Below are 18,439 nucleotides of genomic sequence, written 5' to 3'. Positions count from 1 at the left end.
CGAGGGCCTGTGCCCGGCACGCCGAGAGCACGCACCTGACGCCGCAGGGCCCGCCCTCCGGGCGGACGACGGGAATTTGACGACAGGACCTAGCTTGCCCAGCTCACTCAGCTCGCCGGCTCCACTTGACCGGCTCCGATGCGGCGGAGCCGGTCAAGGTCATGCGGACGGGGCGGGAGGTCAGGAGGCGGGGCACTCCTTCCAGGCGAGGTGGTAGATGGTGCTGATGTCACCGTCCGTGGAGTCCATGGTCATGAAACTGGTGCTGCCGGGCGTGGACGTGCCCGCGTTGACGCGCAGCTCGGTGTTGATGTTGAAGTTCCGCTGGACACCGCAGGGCGCCCAGACCAGTTGGGCCCAGTCGGTGACGTCCGTGGACTGCCAGTTGTCGTTGTAGGGGCCGCGGAAGGGGTGGGTGATGGCCGCGGTGTTCGACGAGCCCTGGAAGTAGTACGAGGCCTTCTCGGTGCTGTTCGCGCCCGACTGGAGTGCGGCGAAGCCGCGGTAGTCCGCGCTGGCGATGGCGTACGTGAAGCCCTGCGGAACGTGGACGATCAGGTTGAGCTGGCAGTTCTTGCGGAAGGCGGTGGGGTCGGAGTTGCCTCCGACCTGGGCGAGGTAGTTGCTGTAGGTGACCGTGAAGGCCGTGTTGTCCGGGGAGACCGCGACAGCGGCGGTTCCCTGCGGGCAGCCGGAGCCGTTCACGGTGGCGACCTTGATGACGATCTTGTCCGGGGGCGGGTCGACGATCCCGGAGGAGGGGTCCGGCCCCGGGAGTGCGGTGGCGAACAGGGCGGCTATCGCGCCACCCAGAAGCAGCCCACCAGCCATGGTGCTCCAATCCGTTGCGTTGGTGTCTACGGCGGCACGGAACGTGTGCCGCCGTGAATTGGGGGGTGCGGCGCCTCACGCGGACGTGCGGCGCCGTCGCAGACCAGTGCGTTGGATCAAGCGCGGATCGTTGAAGCATGGACATGTCAAATACATGCTCACGCGACCCCGCCCTGTGAAGGAGCTGTGAAGGCCGGGATCGACCGCATCGTATGTACGCCCGTCACGCTTGGGCAGGGCGATCTCCGGCCATTCAGCCCGTACGTCCGTAGCGCCCGACGAGGGTGCCGGAGCCCACGGTGTGACCGGCCAGCGCGCGCCGTACGCCGTCGACCGTGGCGTCCTCGGGAAGGTGCAGCCTCACGTCGGCGGCGAGGACCGAGAAGACGTAGTGGTGGGGCGTGCCGGCGGGCGGGCAGGGACCGCCGTAGCGGCGCTGCCCGAAGCCGTTGCGGCCCTGCACCGCCCCCTTCGGGACGACGCCCGCGCCCAGCGTCGTCTCGTGCGGGTCGACGCCCCACATGAGCCAGTGCACGAAGGTCCCGGACGCGGCGTCCGGGTCCTCGGCCAGCACGACCAGCTCGGCCGCACCACCCGGCACACCGGAGAGACGCAGCGGCGGGGACACGTTCGCGCCGTCGCAGGTGAAACGGCGTGGGACGGTGCCACCGTCCCCGAAGGCCGGGCTTGTCACCCTGATCGCCCCCGAGGCGCCCGGTGTCGGTGCCGCGGACGCGGCGGGCGCCCCCGAGGCACCCCCGCAGCCCGCGGCGAGGGCCACCACGGCTGCCGTCATGACGGTTCCGAGCCAGTTCCCACGGCGCATGTCCGCCACGTTAGCGCCGGGGATGCGGCCCGGGTCGGCAACCCGGCCGCCCCACTCCGCTCCCCCAGCACCGGGCGGCGCACTCGGTGAATCCCGCGCCGCCTCACCGCTCCCTGCGCGCCCCTGCGACACTGAAGGGCATGGAGCCCCGACACCTCAGAATCGGCCGCCGTCGCATCTGGATGCTCAGCGGGGCCTGCCTCCTCGCACTCGGCCCGATCGGCTACTTCCTCGGTGGCTGGATTCCTCTTACCGCCCTCACCGTCTCGCTCCTCACGGCCACCACCGTGGCCCACTGGAAGGCCGCCGCCTGGCTCGGGCCCGCCATCGCGCGGGGACAGCGGGAGAGCCGCCGGGACGTGGCGACCTTCTGCGTGGTGATAGCGGTCAGCGGCTACGCCCAGCCCCCGGCGCGGCCCGCCCCCTCCGCCGAGGAACTGACGGCGCTGCGCCTGGAGGCGTACCGGGCCGCGGCGCACGACGACCTCGCCGAGGATCTCCGGGGCCTGGCGGCCGACGCGCTGGCCGCCGCCGACACCGCGCACACCGAGGACACCCCGGTTGCCTGGCGGGCGGCACGCGCGAGCGCGGAGCGACTGGCGCACTCCGCACAGGAAGGTAACCCGTACGTGCGCCAGCTCCTCATCCAGTGGGTCGAGGGCAACCCGGCCGCGGACCGCTAGGACAGGTCGCACTCTCGCAGAGGGCCACGCATCCGCACTGTACTTACGGTCTGACCTTTGTTATGTTTCGCAGATATCAAAGCTGCGGAGGGGTCCAACATCGTGGACTTTGAGCTGACCGAAGATCAGGAAACCATCCGCAAGGCAGTCGTCGGGCTCCTGCGCGACTTCGACGACCGGTACTGGATGGAGAAGGACCGGGACCACCGGTTTCCCGAGGAGTTCTACGCCGCCGTGGCGAACGGCGGATGGCTGGGGCTCACCGTTCCGGAGGAGTACGGCGGCCACGGTCTCGGCATCACCGAGGCCACGCTGCTGCTCGAGGAAGTGGCGCGATCCGGCGGCGGAATGAACGCCGCGAGTTCGATCCATATGTCGATCTTCGGAATGCAGCCCGTGGTGGTGCACGGCTCCGAGGAACTCAAGCGTCGCACGCTTCCCCGTGTCGCCACCGGCGATCTCCACGTCTGTTTCGGGGTGACCGAGCCGGAGGCCGGCCTGGACACGACGAGCATCACCACCTTCGCCCGGCGGGACGGCGACCACTACGTCGTCAACGGCCGCAAGGTGTGGATCTCCAAAGCCGTGGAGTCCGAGAAGATCCTGCTGCTCACCCGCACCACCAAGGTCGGCGAGGCCGCCAAGCGGACCGCCGGAATGACGCTGTTCCTCACCGACCTGGACCGCGACAGGATCGATGTCCGCCCCATCCCGAAGATGGGCCGCAATGCCGTGACCTCGAACGAGTTGTTCATCGACGAGTTGCGCGTCCCGGTCGAGGACCGGGTGGGCGAGGAGGGGCAGGGGTTCCGCTACCTCCTCGACGGGCTGAATCCGGAGCGCATGCTGATCGCCGCCGAGGCACTCGGGATCGGCAGGGTGGCGCTGGAGAAGGCCGTGAGCTACGGCAACGAGCGCGTGGTGTTCGGCAGGCCGATCGGCATGAACCAGGCCATCCAGTTCCCGCTCGCGGACTCGCTCGCCCGGCTGGACGCGGCCGAGCTGATCCTGCGCAAGGCGACCTGGCTCTACGACAACGGCCGGCCGTGCGGACGCGAGGCGAACACCGCCAAGTACCTCTGCGCGGACGCCGGATTCACCGCTGCGGACCGGGCCCTGCAGACGCACGGCGGTATGGGCTACTCCGAGGAGTACAACGTGGCCCGCTATTTCCGCGAGGCCCGTCTGATGAAGATCGCGCCGATCAGTCAGGAAATGATCCTGAACTATCTGGGATCGCACGCTCTGGGAATGCCGAGGAGCTATTGATGGCCGACAACACCGGTCTGTTCGATCTCAGTGGACGATCGGCCCTGGTCACCGGCGCCGCGGGCGGCATCGGTTCCGCGGTCGCCGAGGCGCTCGCGCATGCCGGGGCGGCGGTGCTCGTCACCGACGTCGACGGGGCGGCGGCCGCGGCGGTCGCCGAGAAGATCTCCGCGACCGGCGAGCGGGCGGACAGTGCGGTACTGGACGTACGGGACCGGGCGTCCGCCGACGCGGCGGCGGCCCGGGCGGCGGCGCTGACCGGCGGGAAGCTGCACATCCTCGTCAACAACGCCGGAATCATCGCGCCTGACATGTTCGAGAACCTCCAGGAGGAGGCGTTCCGGCGGATCGTCGACATCCACCTGATGGGCGCCTTCCACTGCGCGCAGGCCGCACTGCCGTTCCTGCCCACCGACGGCACGGGGCGGATCGTCAACGTCACCTCGTCGGCCGGCATCGTCGGCACCCTCGGCCAGGTGAACTACTCCGCGGCCAAGGCGGGCATCATCGGCCTGACGAAGTCCCTGGCGCGTGAACTGGCACGCAAGCAGATCAAGGTCAACGCGCTCGCGCCGCTGGCCGCGACGCCGATGACGGAGACGATCCGCACCGACAAGAAGTTCGCGGACGCGATGCTCGCCCGGATCCCGCTGGGCCGCTGGGCCGAGCCCGAGGAGATCGCCGGAAGCTTCGTCTTCCTCGCCTCGGACGCCGCCTCCTTCGTCACCGGGCAGGTGCTGCCCGTCGACGGCGGCATGGTCATGTGACCCGCGGCCGCGGCTCGTGGTGGCCATGAGCATCCGTACTATGCTGAATGGTTCAACCAAAGCAGTGGCATCGGTCCCAGGAGTACGTACATGCCCGGTAGGTCTCACCCACGCTTCGACGCCCTGACGGTTCCGAAGGCATCGGACGTCCTGGCGGCGGAGGTACGTGAGCGCATTCTCTCCGGCGAGTTCACCGAGGGCATGGCGCTGCCGCCGGAGCGTCAACTCGTCGAGCAGACGGGGCTGAGCCGCGCCACGGTACGGGAGGCGCTGCGGATTCTCGAGGTGGAGAAGCTGCTCCAGATCCGGCCGGGCCGCGGCGGCGGCGCCTTCGTGCACCGGCCGGGCCGTGAATCGCTCGCCAGTACCGTGCAGTTGGTCATCCGGGGGCAGCGGATCCGGCTGGAGGCGCTGCACGAGACGCGGGAGGCCATCGAGCCCACGTGCGCCGCGCTGGCGGCGGCGCGCCGCACCGACCGTGATCTCGCCGAACTGGACGCCGCCCAGCGGGATCTCGTCGAGGCCGGGGACGACATCCCGCGCTTCCTGCGGGCGAACATCGACTGGCACAGCGCGGTGGCGAGGGCCAGCGACAACGAACTCCTGATCGGGTTCATGAGCGCGCTCTCGCAGTCGATCTACGCCGCCACGAACCTCGAACAGTTCATGGACGCCGAGATCCGCTCGATCACCGCCCGCGCGCACGCGAAGATCACCGAGGCGATCCGCGACCAGGACGGCCCGGCGGCGATGCGGCGCATGGCGCGCCATGTGTGCGGATTCGCCGACGCGGCCGCGCGGGTGGACCGGCGGGGCCAGGTGGAACTGTCCGGGCCGGCGCAGGACTGACTCCCGCGCGCTCGAGGCGGGCCTCTCCGGATCATTGACGGCCATTCGGTCTGACCTTTAATATCATCTGAGGTTGGGGCGACTGAGGCACTGGAGATGGGGTCCCCATGGGCAAGGTCAGCTCCGTCATCACCGTCGAAGCGGACGGCGACATCCGTATCGTCACGCTCAACAGGCCCGAGCGGCTGAACGGCGTGTCCGAGGAGCTCCACCGCCGGCTGGCCGACGTCTGGCGGGAGCTGGCCGACGATCCCGGCGCACGGGCCGTCGTCCTCACCGGCGCGGGCCGGGCGTTCAGCGCGGGCGGCGACTTCGACCACCTGCGGCGCCACCACAGCGATCCGGAGCTGCGCGAGCGGTCGATCCGGCTCGACCGCAGCATCCAGACGGCGATGATCCGCTTCCCGCTGCCCGTCGTCGCGGCGGTCAACGGCCCGGCGGTCGGGCTGGGTTGCAGCCTGGCGCTGGGCTGCGACCTGGTCCTGATGGCGGAGGACGCCTACCTCGCGGACCCCCATGTCTCGGTCGGCCTGGTGGCGGGCGACGGCGGGGTGACCCTCTGGCCCCTGCTCACCAGCCTCCTCCGCGCGAAGGAGTACCTCTTCACCGGCGACCGCATTCCGGCCGCCACGGCGGTCGAACTGGGCCTGGCGAACCGCACCGTTCCCCCCGAGGACCTTCAGAAGGAGGCCCTCGCACTTGCCCGGCGGCTGGCGGCCCAGCCTGCCGAGGCGCTGCGCGCCACCAAGATGGCCCTCGCCGTGGTGGTCGAGCAGGTGTCGCGCGGCGGCATGGAGGCGGCGCTGATGGCCGAGCGGGCGACCATGACCAGCCCCGACCACATCCGGATCGTCGAGGAGTTGGCGTCCCGCGCCCGACGACGGCCGACCGACACCGAGGCCAAGGAGGACTGACGGTGGAGGCCGAGGAGTTCCTGCTCGTGCGGGACATGTTCCGCACGTTCGCCGCACGGTTCCGGATCGGCTCGGCCGACGAGGTGAAGCCGACCGCACGCACCGCCGCGCAGGAGGCGCTCGGCGAACTGGGCCTCGCCGAACTGCGCCGCTCCTCACCCCCGGCCGCCACCGTCCAGGAGTGCGCCCTGCTCGCCGAGGAACACGGCCGGCAGCCCCTGACCACCTCCCTGGTCGGCACCGTGCTGCTCGCCCCGGAGCTGCTGCGACTCCTCGACCGTGCCGAACCCCCGCCCCACGGCGCGACACCGACGATCGCCCTCGCTCACGACCTGCGGTTCCCGGGCTTCGCTCCGGGCACCTGCCCGTCCCAACTCCTCGCCTGGGACTGCGAGGGAGCGGACAGCGCACTGTGCGTCACACCCGACGGAACGGTGACCGCGCTCGAACTCGGCGCGGCCGCGCCGGGCATCGACCTCCTGCGCGGCATCCGCTCGGTGTCGTCCGACTCGACCGCACGCGTCCTCGGCCGGCTCGACGCACACGAGTACCAGCACTGGCAGGCCTACGCGCTCGTCCTGGTGAGCAGTGAACTCGTCGGCGCGGCCGGGTCGTTCGTCCGGCTGAGCGTCGAGTACGCCCGGGAACGGCGTCAGTACGGGCGGGAGGTCGGCTCGTTCCAGGCGGTCCAGCATCTGCTCGCCGACGCGACGGTCCTCGTCGAGGCCTGCACCAGTGCCACCCGGTACGCCGCGTGGTGCCTGGACAACGAGTCGCCCGCGAGGGCCCTGACGGCCGCGCGCGTCGCCAAGGCCGAGGTGAACGCCTCCGCCCTCGACGCGGTGTACACGGGCATGCAGGTCTTCGGCGGTATCGCCCAGACCTGGGAGCACATCGCGCACCTGTACCTCCGCAAGGTCCGCCTGGGCGCCATGACGCTGGCGACGACGGCCGATCTCCTGACGACGCTGGCCCAGCCGGAGCTGACCCGATGACCGACACCCCCCTGGACTTCGGCGACCCCGCGGACCTCGACCGGCTGCGCCGCCGGTTCCGTGCCTGGATGGCCGACCACCCGCTGCCCGAACGTCTCCCGGACGAGCCGGTCCCGGTCTTCCTCCACCGGTGGCACCGCCTGCTGTACTCGGGCGGCTGGGTGGGCCTCGACGTCCCCGTCCAGTACGGCGGCCAGGGCCTGAGCGCGCTGCACCAGGTCGCCGTCAGCGATGAACTCGGTGCCTGTCACGCCCCCGGAGTCCCCCGGATCGGCTACCTCGCCCACGCGCTCCTGGAGTTCGGCTCCGAGGAGCAGCGCCGGCGCTGGCTGCCGCGCATGCTCGCAGGTGACGACGTGTGGTGTCAGGGCTTCAGCGAACCGGGAGCCGGATCGGACCTCGCGGGGATGAGCACGGTCGCGACCCCGCACGAGGACCACTACACCGTGCGGGGGCAGAAGCTCTGGACCAGCTACGCGCAGTACTCCGGTCTGTGCCTGCTGCTCGCAAGGACCGACCGGTCGGCGCCCGCGCACCAGTCGATCTCGGCGTTCGCCCTGCCGCTGGACCGGCCGGGCGTGACGGTGCGGCCGCTCAGGGCGGCGAACGGCGACGACGAGTTCTGCGAGCTGTTCCTCGACGACGTACGCATCGCCCGCTCCGAGCGCATCGGCGCCGAGGGCGACGGCTGGCCGCTGGCCATGACGACGGTGTCGTACGAACGCAACGCTCTGGACACCGGTCACCTCTCGAAGTACGGGCTGCTCGTCGAGCGGCTGCGGCGCACCGCCCGGGAACGCCGGGGAGACCTTCCGGACGGGCTGCTGTCCGAGATCGGCCGGTGCTTCGTGGACTACGAGGTCCTGGTGGCGCACGCCCGGCGCCGCACGGCCGAGCGGCTGGGCGGACAGCTCGCAGGACCGGAGTCGTCCATCGACAAGCTGCTGATGACCAGGACCGAGCAGCGGCTCTACGAGACGGCGCTCAAGGTCTACCCCGAGGAACAGCTCCGGGGCGGAGAAGCGGAGGACGAGGGGCGAGGAGGGACGAGCGAGCTCTTCGGGGACTTCCTCTATTCCAGAGCGGCGTCCGTGTACGGCGGAACATCGCAGATCCAGCGCAACATCATCGCGAAACGGGTCCTGGGTCTGCCGTCCGGCAACTAGGGCCTGGATCAGCGGGATTTCATGTCCGATGGGAGTTCACCCGTGCGATACGACCTCGAATACCGGAGTATTCCCCATGTGATCAGAGTTGCCGCCAAGCAATTCGCGGACGCGCCGGCCCTTGTCGACGAGAGCCGCCGGTGGAGTTTCCGTGAGCTGGAGCAGCGGATGGTCCGGGCCATAAAGGCCGCCGTCGCGCTGGGGGTCGAGCCGGGGGACCGTGTCGGTCTGTGCGCTCCGAACTCCGCCGAGTGGATCCTGGCCGCGCTCGGCATCCAGGGCGCCGGGGGCATCGTGGTGCCGCTCAACACGAGGTTCAAGGCGCAGGAGATCTCCTACATTCTGCGCAGGTCCGGGGCGAAGGCCGTCTTCGCCTCGTCCTTCCTCGGCCATGACTACATAGCCGAGTTGAGGAACGCCGATCCGGATCTGCCCGCGTTGCGCAGGACGGTGTCGATCCTCGGCCCGCAGGGGGCGGCGGACCTCGCGTGGGAGGACTTCCTTCGCGCGGGAGAGGCCGACTCCCCTTCCACGGCACACGACTTGATCGACCGGCTGACTCCGGACGACGTGTCCGACGTGATGTTCACCTCCGGCACCACCGGTCATCCCAAGGGCGTCGTCCTGACCCATGGACAGTCCCTGCGCGCCTATGGCTGGATGTCCGAGGAATACACGTTCAGGCATTCCGACAACTTTCTGATCATCCCGCCGTTCTTCCACTGCTTCGGTTACAAAGCGGGGTGGCTCGCTTCCCTGATCCACGGCGTGACGGTCATTCCCATGCGCACCTTCGACGCGGGGCGGGCGCTCGAGATCATCGACCGGGAACGGGTCAGCATTCTCTTGGGGCCTCCCACCATTTTCCAGGACCTGGTCAACCATCCGGACCGTGCCGCGTTCGACCTTTCCTCGCTGCGGGTGTCCATGACGGGCGGCACCACCATTCCGGAATCGCTGATCCGCGCCATGAAGTCGGAACTGTCCTTCGACATCGTGATGAGCGCGTACGGGCTGACGGAGTCGACCGCGTTGGTGACGACCACCCGGATCGGGGACTCGGAGGAGACGGTCGCACGGACCACGGGACGGACCATCCCGGACGTCGAGGTGAGCATCGTCGACGACCGGGGCCTGGCCGTTCCCACCGGGCAGGACGGCGAAGTCCTGGTGCGCGGCTACAACGTCACGCGCGGGTACTGGAACGACCCGGGGGCCACCGCCGCGGCCGTCGACGCCGGGGGCTGGCTGCACACCGGTGATGTCGGGCGCCTCGACGAGAGGGGGAACCTCTCCATCGTCGACCGCAAGAAGGACCTGTACATCGTCGGCGGTTTCAACGCCTACCCGGCCGAGATCGAGAAGCTGCTGCTCGGGAACGAGGCCATCGAGCAGGCCGCCGTCGTCGGAGTGCCGGACGAGCGTCTCGGTGAGGTCGGCTGCGCCTTCCTCGTCGTGCGGCCGGGCCACCGGCTCACCGAGGCCGACGTCGTCGCGTGGGCACGCGAGAACATGGCCAACTTCAAGGTCCCCCGGCATGTCCGGTTCGTCGACGCGCTGCCGCGCAACGCCGGCCAGAAGGTGCTGAAGGACGGGCTGCGGCGCGATTGGAGCAAGCCGAGTGACAACTGATCGCGTGCACGCACCAGGACACGGCTCGGCCGGTCCCCTCGCGGGCATCACCGTGGTGACCCTGGAGCAGGCGGTGTCGGCTCCCATGTGCACCCGCACGCTGGGTGACTTCGGGGCGCGGGTGATCAAGGTCGAGAACCCCCGGGGCGGCGACTTCGCCCGGCACTACGACGACGTGGTGGGCGGCCTCGCGGCCCACTTCGTCTGGCTCAACCGGGGCAAGGAGTCGGTGGCCCTGGATCTCAAGTCCACGTCCGGGATGGCGGTGCTGCGCCGACTGCTCGACCGCGCCGACGTCCTGGTCTCCAACCTCGCGCCCGGGGCGACCGCGAAACTCGGCATCGCCCCCGCCGACCTGGCCGTGAGCCATCCCGAGCTCATCGCGGTGGAGATCGACGGGTACGGGCCCGGCGGGCCGCTCTCCCACAAGCGCGCCTACGACCTGCTGGTCCAGGCCGAGTCGGGGGCGTGCGCGACCACGGGCCGACCGGGCGCGCCGGCCAAGGCGGGCCCGCCGATGGCCGATGTGAGCACCGGTCTGTACGCCGCCCTGTCGATCATGGCGCTGCTCTGCGGGAAGGAGCGCGGCCGGGTGCAGGGGCCCACCTCCGCCGCGGTCAGCCTGTTCGACACCATGACGGAGTTGATGGGCTACTCGCTGACCTACACCCGGCACACGGGCGTGGACCAGGAGCCGAAGGGCATGGGCTCGCCCGCGGTGGCACCGTACGGGGCCTATCCCACGGCCGACGGTCACACCGTCGTCCTCGGCACCACCAACGACGGCGAGTGGCAGCGGCTCGCGCGTGAACTCCTCGGCCGCCCGGACCTGGCGGAGGACGAGCGCTTCCGGAGCAACTCCGGCCGGGTCGCGCACAGCGCGGTCCTCGACACGGAGATCGGCGCCTGGTGCGCGCGTCATGACCTGGCGTACGTCCAGGACCGTGCGGATGCCGCGGGGATAGGGAACTCCCGCTACAACACCCCGAGCGACGTCGTCGCGCACCCGCATCTGACGGCCCGCGACCGCTGGCGCGAGATAGACACGCCGGGCGGTCCGGTGCCGGCGCTGCTGCCGCCGCCGGTCATCTCCGGCTACGAACAGCCGATGGGGCCGATCCCGGCCCTCGGCGAACACACCGCGGCCGTCCTCGCCGAACTGGGGATCGGCACCGAGGGGGAGCTGCCGTGAGCGAGGAGCCGGTGCTGCTCTCCGGCGACTCGGGCGGCGTACGGACGCTGACGCTGAACCGTCCGCACCGCAGGAACGCGATCGACGAGGAGTTGTGGCGCGCGCTGCGGGACGCGCTCACGGACGCCGGGAACGACCGGTCCGTACGGGCACTCGTGCTGACCGGGGCCGGTGGCGCGTTCTGCTCCGGCGCGGACATCTCGGGGGGACTCAGCGCCGCGCACCCCATGTACCGGATGCGCGCCCTGAGCGAAGTCACCCTGCTGCTGCACGAGTTGCCCGTCCCGACCGTCGCCATGGTGACCGGGGTGGCGGTCGGCGCGGGATGGAACCTGGCACTCGGGTGCGATCTGGTGGTCGCCACTCCGGAGTCGAGGTTCTCGCAGATCTTCGCGCGGCGCGGGCTGTCCCTCGACTGCGGGGGGTCCTGGCTGTTGCCGAGGCTCGTGGGTCTGCAGCAGGCCAAACGGCTCGCGCTGCTCGCCGAGACGATCGACGCCGAGGAGGCTCGGTCGCTGAACCTGGTGACGTGGGTGGTGCGCGCCGAGGAGATCGACGACTTCGTGGCGCGCCTCGGCGCGCGTCTGGTGGCGGGAGCCCTGGTGGCCCTCGCCCAGAACAAGGCGCTGCTGAACGAAGGTGCCGACCGCACACTGCGGGACGCGCTCGCGAACGAGGCGCGGGCCCAGGCGGTCAACTTCGCGACGACGGACGTCCCGGAGGCGTACTCCGCGTTCAAGGAGAAGCGGGAGCCGGTCTTCACGGGCCGCTGGGCGGTACCGAGTTCGATGCCATCTCAACGACCGGAAGGGCCGACATGCGGGAAGCAGTGATCGTGGAGGCGGTCCGCACCGCCGTGGGCAAGCGGAACGGCGGGCTGTCGGGCATGCACGCCGCCGACCTCTCCGCGGTCGTCCTGGGCGCGCTCGTCGAGCGGACGGGCATCGATCCGGAGGCCGTCGACGACGTGGTCTGGGGCTGTGTCTCACAGGTCGGGGACCAGTCCAGCAATATCGGGCGCTATGCGGTGCTGGCCGCGGGCTGGCCCGAGAGCATCCCGGGCACCACGGTCAACCGGGCCTGCGGATCGAGCCAGCAGGCGCTGGACTTCGCCGCGCAAGCGGTCATGTCGGGCCAGCAGGACGTCGTGGTGGCGGGCGGAGTCGAGGTGATGAGCCGGGTCCCGCTCGGGTCCGCGCGCTCCACCGGCATGCCGTACGGGCCCCAGGTCCTCACCCGCTACCAGGACTTCTCCTTCAACCAGGGCGTCTCCGCCGAGAAGATCGCGCAGAAATGGGGCTTCTCACGGGAGCGACTCGACGCGTTCTCGGCGCTGTCGCACGAGCGCGCCGCCGCGGCCCAGGACGCTGGTGCCTTCGAGGCTCAGATCACCGCCGTGTCGACCGAGGGGGCGACGACCGTGACCCTCGACGAGGGCATCCGGCGCGGTACGAGCGTCAAGACCCTCGCCGAGCTCAGACCGGCGTTCACCGAGGACGGTGTGATCCACGCGGGCAACGCCTCCCAGATCTCCGACGGGGCGGCGGCGCTGCTGGTGACGACAGTGGAGAAGGCGCGCGAGCTGGGGCTGACGCCGCTCGTGCGTTACCGCGCGGGCGTGGTCACCGGCTCCGACCCGGTGCTCATGCTCACCGGCCCGATCCCCGCGACCGAGAAGGTGCTGCGCAAGACGGGCGTGGGCCTGCCGGAGGTCGGCGTCTTCGAGGTGAACGAGGCCTTCGCGCCCGTACCCCTGGCCTGGCTCGCCGAGACCGGCGCCGACCCGGCGCTGCTCAATCCGCTGGGCGGCGCGATCGCGCTCGGGCATCCGCTCGGCGCGTCGGGGGCGGTGCTGATGACCCGGATGGTCCACCACATGCGGGACCACGGGATCCGCTACGGCCTGCAGACCATGTGCGAGGGCGGCGGCACCGCCAACGCGACCCTCGTAGAGCTCGTATCCCCCGCATCCTGAGCACCCTCACGGAGGACGTCGTGCGCCGAGAACTCTTCACCGCCGACCACGAGGCGTTCCGGCAGCTCGTCCGGGACTTCGTGGCCAAGGACGTGGTCCCCCACTACACGGAGTGGGAGCACGCGGGCCGGCTGCCGCGCGAGCTCTTCGAGAAGCTCGGCTCACTCGGAGTGCTGGGCGTCTCCATACCGGAGGCGTACGGCGGAGCGGGCCTGCACGACTACCGCTACAACGTCGTACTCCAGGAGGAGGCGGCCCGCGCCCTGGTGACGCTCGGCACCGTACGCACCCAACTCGACGTCGTCCTGCCGTACTTCCTCGCATACGCCGACGAGGACCAGCGCGAGCGCTGGTTCCCCGGCCTCGCGGCGGGCCGGCTCCTGACCGCCGTCGCCATGACCGAGCCGGGCACGGGCTCCGATCTCGCGGGCATCCGTACCACCGCCGTGCGCGACGGGGACGCCTACGTCCTCAGCGGGGCCAAGACGTTCATCACCGGCGGTCTCCTCGCCGACCTGGTGATCGTCGTGGCGCGTACGTCGGCCGATCCCGACAACCGGCGGGCGGGCCTGACCCTGCTGGTCGTGGAGGACGGCATGCCCGGGTTCACGCGCGGCCGGGTGCTCGACAAGATGGGCATCAAGGTGCAGGACACCGTGGAGCTGTCCTTCGACGAGGTGCGGGTCCCGGTCGCCAACCGGCTCGGCGAGGAGGGCGAGGCCTTCGGCTATCTCGGCCACAACCTCCCCCAGGAGCGGATGACGGTGGCGGTCGGCTCGGTCGCCCAGGCGAAGGCGGCACTCGACACGACCCTCGAATACGTCAGGGAACGGCAGGTGTTCGGGACTCCGGTCGCTTCCTTCCAGAACACGAAGTTCGAACTCGCCGCGGTGGCCGCCGAGATCGAGGCCGCACAGACGATGCTCGACCGGGCGGTGCGCGAGCTCGTCGACGGCGAACTCTCCGGAGCGGACGCGGCCAAGGTCAAACTGTTCTGCACGGAGATGCAGGCACGAGCGGTCGACCGCTGTCTGCAACTCTTCGGGGGGTACGGGTACATCCTGGAGTACCCCATCGCCCGGCTGTACGCGGATGCGCGCATCACCCGCATCTACGCCGGCACCAGCGAGGTCATGAAGGTCATCATCGCCAAATCCCTGGGACTGTGAGCATCATGGCGGACTTCTCCGGCAGGACCGGTCTCGCGTTCGTCGCGGGCGGCACCGGCGGCATCGGCGCGGCCGTCGTGCGCATGCTCGCCGAGCGCGGCAGCGACGTGGCGTTCACGTACCGCACCAGCCAGGCCGGGGCCGACGCCCTGGCCGCCGAGGTGAAGGCGTACGGGCGTCAAGTCCTCGCGCTGCGCCTCGACCTGGGCGACGAGTCGGCCACGGCGGAAGCGGTCGCCGAGGCGGCCGACGCCTTCGGGGGCCTGCACACGCTCGTGTACGCGGCGGGCCCGCATGTGCCGATGGTGCACCTCAGCAAGGTGACGCCGAGTCAGTACCGGGCCCAGCTCGACGCGGACGCGGTGGCGTTCTTCAACCTCGTCCATCCCGCGCTGCCCCGGCTGCGGGAGGCGCGGGGCTCCATCGTCGCCGTCACCACCGTCGCCACCCGCCGGTTCCCCGTGCGCGACGGGCTGTCGTCGGGCACGAAGGGGGCGGTCGAGGCGGTGGCGCGGGCGCTGGCCGCCGAGGAGGGCCGCTATGGCGTCCGCGTGAACTGCGTCGGCCCCGGCATGCTGACCGACGGCATCGCCGCACGTCTGATCAGCTCCGGAGAACTCGATACGGCGGCGCTGGACATCACCCGGCGCAACATCCCGCTGCGCCGTTTCGGCGAGGCGAAGGACATCGCGGAGGCGGTGACGTTCCTGGCCTCGGACCGCGCCGGCTTCATCACCGGGCAGGCGCTGGGGGTGGACGGCGGCTACAGCGTTTAGCGCCCTGGTTCACTCCTGCGGTGTGATCCGCTGTCCGCCGACGAACGTCGCGCGTACGACGTCGGCGGACATGAGGTCTAGGGCTTCTTTCAGCGGTACGTGGAGGAGGCACAGGTCGGCGACCGAGCCGACGGCCACCTTCCGTACTCGTGAAGGGTGTTGGGGCTCCCCCGCGAACAGGTCCAGCGCGGCGCGCCGGTCCACCCCCTCCCCGCCCGACCGCTCGGCGGCCGCCCGCATGACCGCCCAGGGATCGGCACTCCCGTACGGCGCGTCGGTCCCGGCGGCGAGCGGAATCCCCGCCTCGGCCAGAGACCGGCAGCGGTACAGGTGAGCCTGGTCGTCCGGGTCCACATCGGTCGCGTACTCCCGGCCCCGCTCCACGGGAAAGTGCGGTTGCGTCACGACCGTCACGCCGAGCCGCGCGAGCCAGGACAGCGTCTCGGCCGGGATCACCGACCCGTGCTCGATCCGGTCACCCGCGACCGGCCCGGCCTCGTCCAGGGCGAGCAGGGTCACGAGCAACTGCACCCGGGTCACGCAGTGCACCGCCACCGGGCGGGGCCGCGCCGCCGCCATGGACGCCGCGAGCTCGTCCGGTGTCGGCAGGGTCGCGTCGTCGAGCAGGAACTTCAGCGGCGCGTCGCCGAGCCCCATCACGACGAGCCGCTGCGGCAGCACCGAGAGCAGGTCGGCCAGCCCCTCCCCCGGCTGCGGATCCGCGTTGGTGAACCCGGTGATCCCGTACGCCGCGGCCCGGGCCCCCACGCCGCGCAGATCCAGCCGTACGGGCGGAGCGAACCCGCGCAGCCGCTCGTCCTCCCGCCAGAACCGCCCGTCGCCCCCGCCGTCCAGCCCGACGGCCCGCAGCGCGGCGCTGTTCCACACCCACAAGGCCCCGCTGCGATGCTGGACCCGCACCGGCCGATCGGGCACGAAGTCGTCCAGCATCCACCGGTCGAGCTCCCCCGCGGCACTCTCGTGGTAATCGACGGCGCGCACCCACTCCCCCGGCGCGCCCCGCCGCAGGGCGGCCACCAGTCCCTCCCGGTCACGCACATCCCTCGGACCGACCCGCACGGACGCCGCCTCGGCCGCCAGTGCCGCCAGGTGTACGTGGTGGTCGTGCAGGCCGACCAGCAACGCGCCGCCCCGGCCGTCGACATCGCCGCGCCCCGCCCGTCGTCGGCCGATCCCGACGACCCGTCCGCCTCCGAGGCGCACGTCCACCCTGCCGTGACCCTCGACCTCCACGTCCGTGATCAGCATGTCAACGGCTGTCGGTGAGGGCGGCGGCGCAGGCGGCCATGGAGAGGCCGAGAAGCTCGCCTCCGCCGTCGGCCAGCGAGCGCGCGACGGCGTGGGCGGCGAAGACGCCGGTGACGGGGTCGGCGAGCGCGTCGCCCAGAAAGACGGGGGCGCCGGCACCGTCGATGCCGGTGAGGCCGCCCGCGACCGCCGCGTCGTCACCGAAGGCGATACGGTCCTCGTCGCGGCCGTAACCGGTGATGCTCAGCCAGACACGGCCGGGGCGGGCCGCGAGGAACTCCTCGGCGTGGATACCCAGTCGGCGCAGTGCCCTCGGGCGTGACGCCTCGATGACGACGTCCGCCTCGGCGACGACCTCGGCGGGTGCGCCGGAGGCGAAGTCGAGCACCAGGCTCTCGTGTCCGTCGTGCAGCCAGCGGTAGAAGGCGGGCGATCCCCTGCGCGCGCCGTCCGGTCTGGTCGTGCTCTCCACCTTCACGATCCTCGCACCCGCCGCCCCCAGCAGCCGGGCGCACAGGGGGCCCGCCCACAGGGCCGAGAAGTCGACGATCCGCAGCCCGGCCGGGTCACGTGGGCTCGCCGCCCCGCCTCGCTCGGCGCGTACGGGAGCGCGGGTGCCGCGGGCCGAGCCGTGGGCGGCGGCCGCGATCCCGAGCAGTTGCGCGTGTGCCGCGACCTCGGCCGCCGCGGCCCCGCGCGCCGCCTCGTGCGGTTCCTCCGTCCCGGCTCCCCCGAGCAGCGCGACGAGAGCGGGCACGGCGGCCAGGTCGTCAGCGCGGGCCAGGTTCACGGCGGCCCAGCCGTCGGCGGTTTCGAGGAGGTGGCAGGAGCCGCCGGCCGAGACCCTGCCGGGGAGGGGAAGGCCGGTGAGATCGGCACGGAGGAAGAGGGCGGTCGGTATGTCCACGGGCACGCCGGTGAGGCCGGTGAAAGCCTTCGCCACGTCATGGAGGGGGCCGAGGAACGGCTCGACGGGTTCCATCCAGCCTCGGAGAGTATCGTTCTCCAATCCATGAACCCCCTTCTCCACCATGGCGATCCCCCATTACACTCCAGTCGCCGCCGGTTGGGGAGGGGAACGACATGACCTTGGACTCTCCCTTCCACCTGGTCGGCCTCGACCGGGAGGCGCCGGTACGGGCCGACGCGAAGGATCGGGTGCTCGTCGGTGTGGCGGCGGAACCGGTCGACGCGGGCCCGGAGTTCGACATCCTGCTCACCGGTGTCGCCGATCCCCCGCGACCGTGGGTCGGGTGCGCGGACCCGTACGCCGTCGCCCAGCGCCTCGCGGCGATCGTCGCGGCGCAGCCGGCGGCCTCCGTCGCGCTGACGCAGGTGCTGCGCATGGGCGGCCAGGTCACTCCGCCCGAGCGGCTGGTGCTCGAGTCCCTCGCCTACTCGATGCTGCAGAGCGGCGCGGGCTTCCGTGCCTGGCTGTCCTCGGCGCGCCCGCGCACTCCACGTCCGGCCGCCGAGCCCGTACGGCTGTGTCGTGACGGCGACCGGCTTGCCATCACCTTCGACCGGCCATGGGTGCGGAACGCGTTCGACGCCGGGACCCGGGACGCCCTGTGCGAGGCGCTGCACGTCGCCGTGGCGGATCCGTCGATCGCGCACGTCGACCTGTACGGGAACGGTGCCGCGTTCTGCAGCGGAGGTGACCTGGCTGAGTTCGGGACGTCCCGCGATCCGGCGCAGGCCCACCTGCTGCGGGTACGGCGCAGTCCGGCCGCGCTGCTCCAGGAGTGCGGTCCCCGGGTGACGGCACATCTGCACGGCGCCTGTGTCGGCGCCGGGATCGAGCTGGCGGCCTTCGCGGGGCGGGTGCTGGCCGCGCCGGACACGGCGATCCGGCTGCCGGAGGTCGGGATGGGGCTGATCCCGGGCGCGGGCGGCACGGCGAGCCTCCCGGTCCGCATCGGCCGGGAGCGCACCGCGTATCTCGCCCTGTCGGGCGTCACGTTGAGCGCGGCGGAGGCGCTCGGCTGGGGCCTGGTCGACGGGATCGGCGAGGTCACCGTGGCGGGCGCAGCTCGATCCGCACCAGGGCCAGGTCGCCCACATCTTCACCATCCGACGCCTGACGAGGACTTCGAGGACTTCACGGTGACCGTCATCGACACCAC

18 protein-coding genes are annotated in these 18,439 nt (G+C 71.2%); 14 read left to right on the top strand and 4 right to left on the bottom strand.

Annotated elements, in window-relative coordinates; translation table 11 throughout:
* Positions 1–180: 180 nt before the first annotated feature.
* Both ABZ656_RS47125 and ABZ656_RS47120 read right to left on the bottom strand, forming a co-directional pair.
* Positions 181–831: a DUF4360 domain-containing protein gene (locus tag ABZ656_RS47125; protein ID WP_101406892.1), complete on the bottom strand. Its 651-nt coding sequence runs from the start codon at positions 829–831 to the stop codon at positions 181–183.
* A gap of 253 nt (positions 832–1,084) precedes the next feature.
* Complete coding sequence (locus tag ABZ656_RS47120; RefSeq protein ID WP_360277310.1) at positions 1,085–1,657, bottom strand: YbhB/YbcL family Raf kinase inhibitor-like protein; 573 nt, start codon at positions 1,655–1,657, stop codon at positions 1,085–1,087.
* Positions 1,658–1,797: 140 nt separating this feature from the next.
* On the opposite strand from ABZ656_RS47120, the gene ABZ656_RS47115 reads away from it, so the two are divergent.
* From ABZ656_RS47115 to ABZ656_RS47055, 13 genes are all read left to right on the top strand, one after another.
* Positions 1,798–2,340 (top strand): hypothetical protein, encoded by a 543-nt coding sequence (locus tag ABZ656_RS47115; protein WP_360277307.1) that lies wholly within the window; start codon positions 1,798–1,800, stop codon positions 2,338–2,340.
* A gap of 102 nt (positions 2,341–2,442) precedes the next feature.
* Positions 2,443–3,609, top strand: a complete 1,167-nt coding sequence (locus ABZ656_RS47110) for an acyl-CoA dehydrogenase family protein (RefSeq protein ID WP_360277304.1) — start codon at positions 2,443–2,445, stop codon at positions 3,607–3,609.
* A complete protein-coding gene (locus ABZ656_RS47105) occupies positions 3,609–4,376 on the top strand; it encodes an SDR family NAD(P)-dependent oxidoreductase (RefSeq protein WP_360277301.1) in 768 nt (255 codons plus the stop codon). The genes ABZ656_RS47110 and ABZ656_RS47105 overlap by 1 nt, the downstream gene beginning before the upstream one ends.
* Before the next feature lie 90 nt (positions 4,377–4,466).
* Positions 4,467–5,225 (top strand): FCD domain-containing protein, encoded by a 759-nt coding sequence (locus ABZ656_RS47100; RefSeq protein WP_101406896.1) that lies wholly within the window; start codon positions 4,467–4,469, stop codon positions 5,223–5,225.
* Positions 5,226–5,332: 107 nt separating this feature from the next.
* Complete coding sequence (locus ABZ656_RS47095; protein WP_360277298.1) at positions 5,333–6,139, top strand: enoyl-CoA hydratase/isomerase family protein; 807 nt, start codon at positions 5,333–5,335, stop codon at positions 6,137–6,139.
* Between the two features lie 2 nt (positions 6,140–6,141).
* Positions 6,142–7,134 carry an acyl-CoA dehydrogenase family protein gene (locus ABZ656_RS47090; protein ID WP_101406898.1) on the top strand — a complete coding sequence of 331 codons (993 nt, stop codon included), beginning with the start codon at positions 6,142–6,144 and terminating at the stop codon, positions 7,132–7,134.
* On the top strand, positions 7,131–8,300 hold the full coding sequence (locus ABZ656_RS47085; protein ID WP_101406899.1) for an acyl-CoA dehydrogenase family protein: 1,170 nt from the start codon (positions 7,131–7,133) through the stop codon (positions 8,298–8,300). Before ABZ656_RS47090 ends, ABZ656_RS47085 begins: the two co-directional genes overlap by 4 nt.
* Positions 8,301–8,342: 42 nt before the next feature.
* Entirely contained in the window at positions 8,343–9,932 is a 1,590-nt protein-coding gene (locus ABZ656_RS47080; RefSeq protein WP_360277294.1) for a FadD3 family acyl-CoA ligase, read from the top strand.
* A 4-nt stretch (positions 9,933–9,936) separates the two neighbouring features.
* Positions 9,937–11,124 carry a CaiB/BaiF CoA-transferase family protein gene (locus ABZ656_RS47075; protein WP_360277292.1) on the top strand — a complete coding sequence of 396 codons (1,188 nt, stop codon included), beginning with the start codon at positions 9,937–9,939 and terminating at the stop codon, positions 11,122–11,124.
* Positions 11,121–11,957 (top strand): enoyl-CoA hydratase-related protein, encoded by an 837-nt coding sequence (locus tag ABZ656_RS47070; protein WP_360277290.1) that lies wholly within the window; start codon positions 11,121–11,123, stop codon positions 11,955–11,957. Before ABZ656_RS47075 ends, ABZ656_RS47070 begins: the two co-directional genes overlap by 4 nt.
* A complete protein-coding gene (locus tag ABZ656_RS47065; protein WP_360277288.1) occupies positions 11,942–13,099 on the top strand; it encodes a thiolase family protein in 1,158 nt (385 codons plus the stop codon). Before ABZ656_RS47070 ends, ABZ656_RS47065 begins: the two co-directional genes overlap by 16 nt.
* Positions 13,100–13,119: 20 nt before the next feature.
* The gene (locus ABZ656_RS47060) at positions 13,120–14,268 is read left to right on the top strand and encodes an acyl-CoA dehydrogenase family protein (protein WP_360277286.1); all 1,149 of its coding nucleotides are present in this window, start codon (positions 13,120–13,122) and stop codon (positions 14,266–14,268) included.
* A 5-nt stretch (positions 14,269–14,273) separates the two neighbouring features.
* The gene (locus tag ABZ656_RS47055; RefSeq protein WP_360277283.1) at positions 14,274–15,044 is read left to right on the top strand and encodes an SDR family oxidoreductase; all 771 of its coding nucleotides are present in this window, start codon (positions 14,274–14,276) and stop codon (positions 15,042–15,044) included.
* Between the two features lie 9 nt (positions 15,045–15,053).
* Here the strand turns inward: ABZ656_RS47055 and ABZ656_RS47050 are convergent, their stop codons facing one another.
* Together ABZ656_RS47050 and ABZ656_RS47045 are read right to left on the bottom strand one after the other, a co-directional pair.
* Positions 15,054–16,313 (bottom strand): amidohydrolase family protein, encoded by a 1,260-nt coding sequence (locus tag ABZ656_RS47050; protein WP_360277280.1) that lies wholly within the window; start codon positions 16,311–16,313, stop codon positions 15,054–15,056.
* A 1-nt stretch (position 16,314) separates the two neighbouring features.
* Positions 16,315–17,295, bottom strand: a complete 981-nt coding sequence (locus ABZ656_RS47045; protein ID WP_101406905.1) for a CoA transferase — start codon at positions 17,293–17,295, stop codon at positions 16,315–16,317.
* A 101-nt stretch (positions 17,296–17,396) separates the two neighbouring features.
* On the opposite strand from ABZ656_RS47045, the gene ABZ656_RS47040 reads away from it, so the two are divergent.
* On the top strand, positions 17,397–18,439 hold a 1,043-nt coding region (locus ABZ656_RS47040), incomplete at its 3' end, for an enoyl-CoA hydratase/isomerase family protein (protein WP_360277277.1).

The organism is Streptomyces sp. NPDC007095, from assembly GCF_040634475.1.
GTDB lineage: Bacteria > Actinomycetota > Actinomycetes > Streptomycetales > Streptomycetaceae > Streptomyces.
Note: the sequence above shows the minus strand (reverse complement) of the source record. Positions and strands in the feature narration are given on the sequence as shown.

Bases quoted from the DNA above. Each gene is read 5' to 3' on its own strand.
- ABZ656_RS47125 (WP_101406892.1), bottom strand. From the start codon at position 831: ATGGCTGGTGGGCTGCTTCTGGGTGGCGCGATAGCCGCCCTGTTCGCC.
- ABZ656_RS47120 (WP_360277310.1), bottom strand. From the start codon at position 1,657: ATGCGCCGTGGGAACTGGCTCGGAACCGTCATGACGGCAGCCGTGGTG.
- ABZ656_RS47115 (WP_360277307.1), top strand. From the start codon at position 1,798: ATGGAGCCCCGACACCTCAGAATCGGCCGCCGTCGCATCTGGATGCTC.
- ABZ656_RS47105 (WP_360277301.1), top strand. From the start codon at position 3,609: ATGGCCGACAACACCGGTCTGTTCGATCTCAGTGGACGATCGGCCCTG.
- ABZ656_RS47100 (WP_101406896.1), top strand. From the start codon at position 4,467: ATGCCCGGTAGGTCTCACCCACGCTTCGACGCCCTGACGGTTCCGAAG.
- ABZ656_RS47095 (WP_360277298.1), top strand. From the start codon at position 5,333: ATGGGCAAGGTCAGCTCCGTCATCACCGTCGAAGCGGACGGCGACATC.
- ABZ656_RS47085 (WP_101406899.1), top strand. From the start codon at position 7,131: ATGACCGACACCCCCCTGGACTTCGGCGACCCCGCGGACCTCGACCGG.
- ABZ656_RS47065 (WP_360277288.1), top strand. From the start codon at position 11,942: ATGCGGGAAGCAGTGATCGTGGAGGCGGTCCGCACCGCCGTGGGCAAG.
- ABZ656_RS47055 (WP_360277283.1), top strand. From the start codon at position 14,274: ATGGCGGACTTCTCCGGCAGGACCGGTCTCGCGTTCGTCGCGGGCGGC.
- ABZ656_RS47050 (WP_360277280.1), bottom strand. From the start codon at position 16,313: ATGCTGATCACGGACGTGGAGGTCGAGGGTCACGGCAGGGTGGACGTG.
- ABZ656_RS47045 (WP_101406905.1), bottom strand. From the start codon at position 17,295: ATGGAACCCGTCGAGCCGTTCCTCGGCCCCCTCCATGACGTGGCGAAG.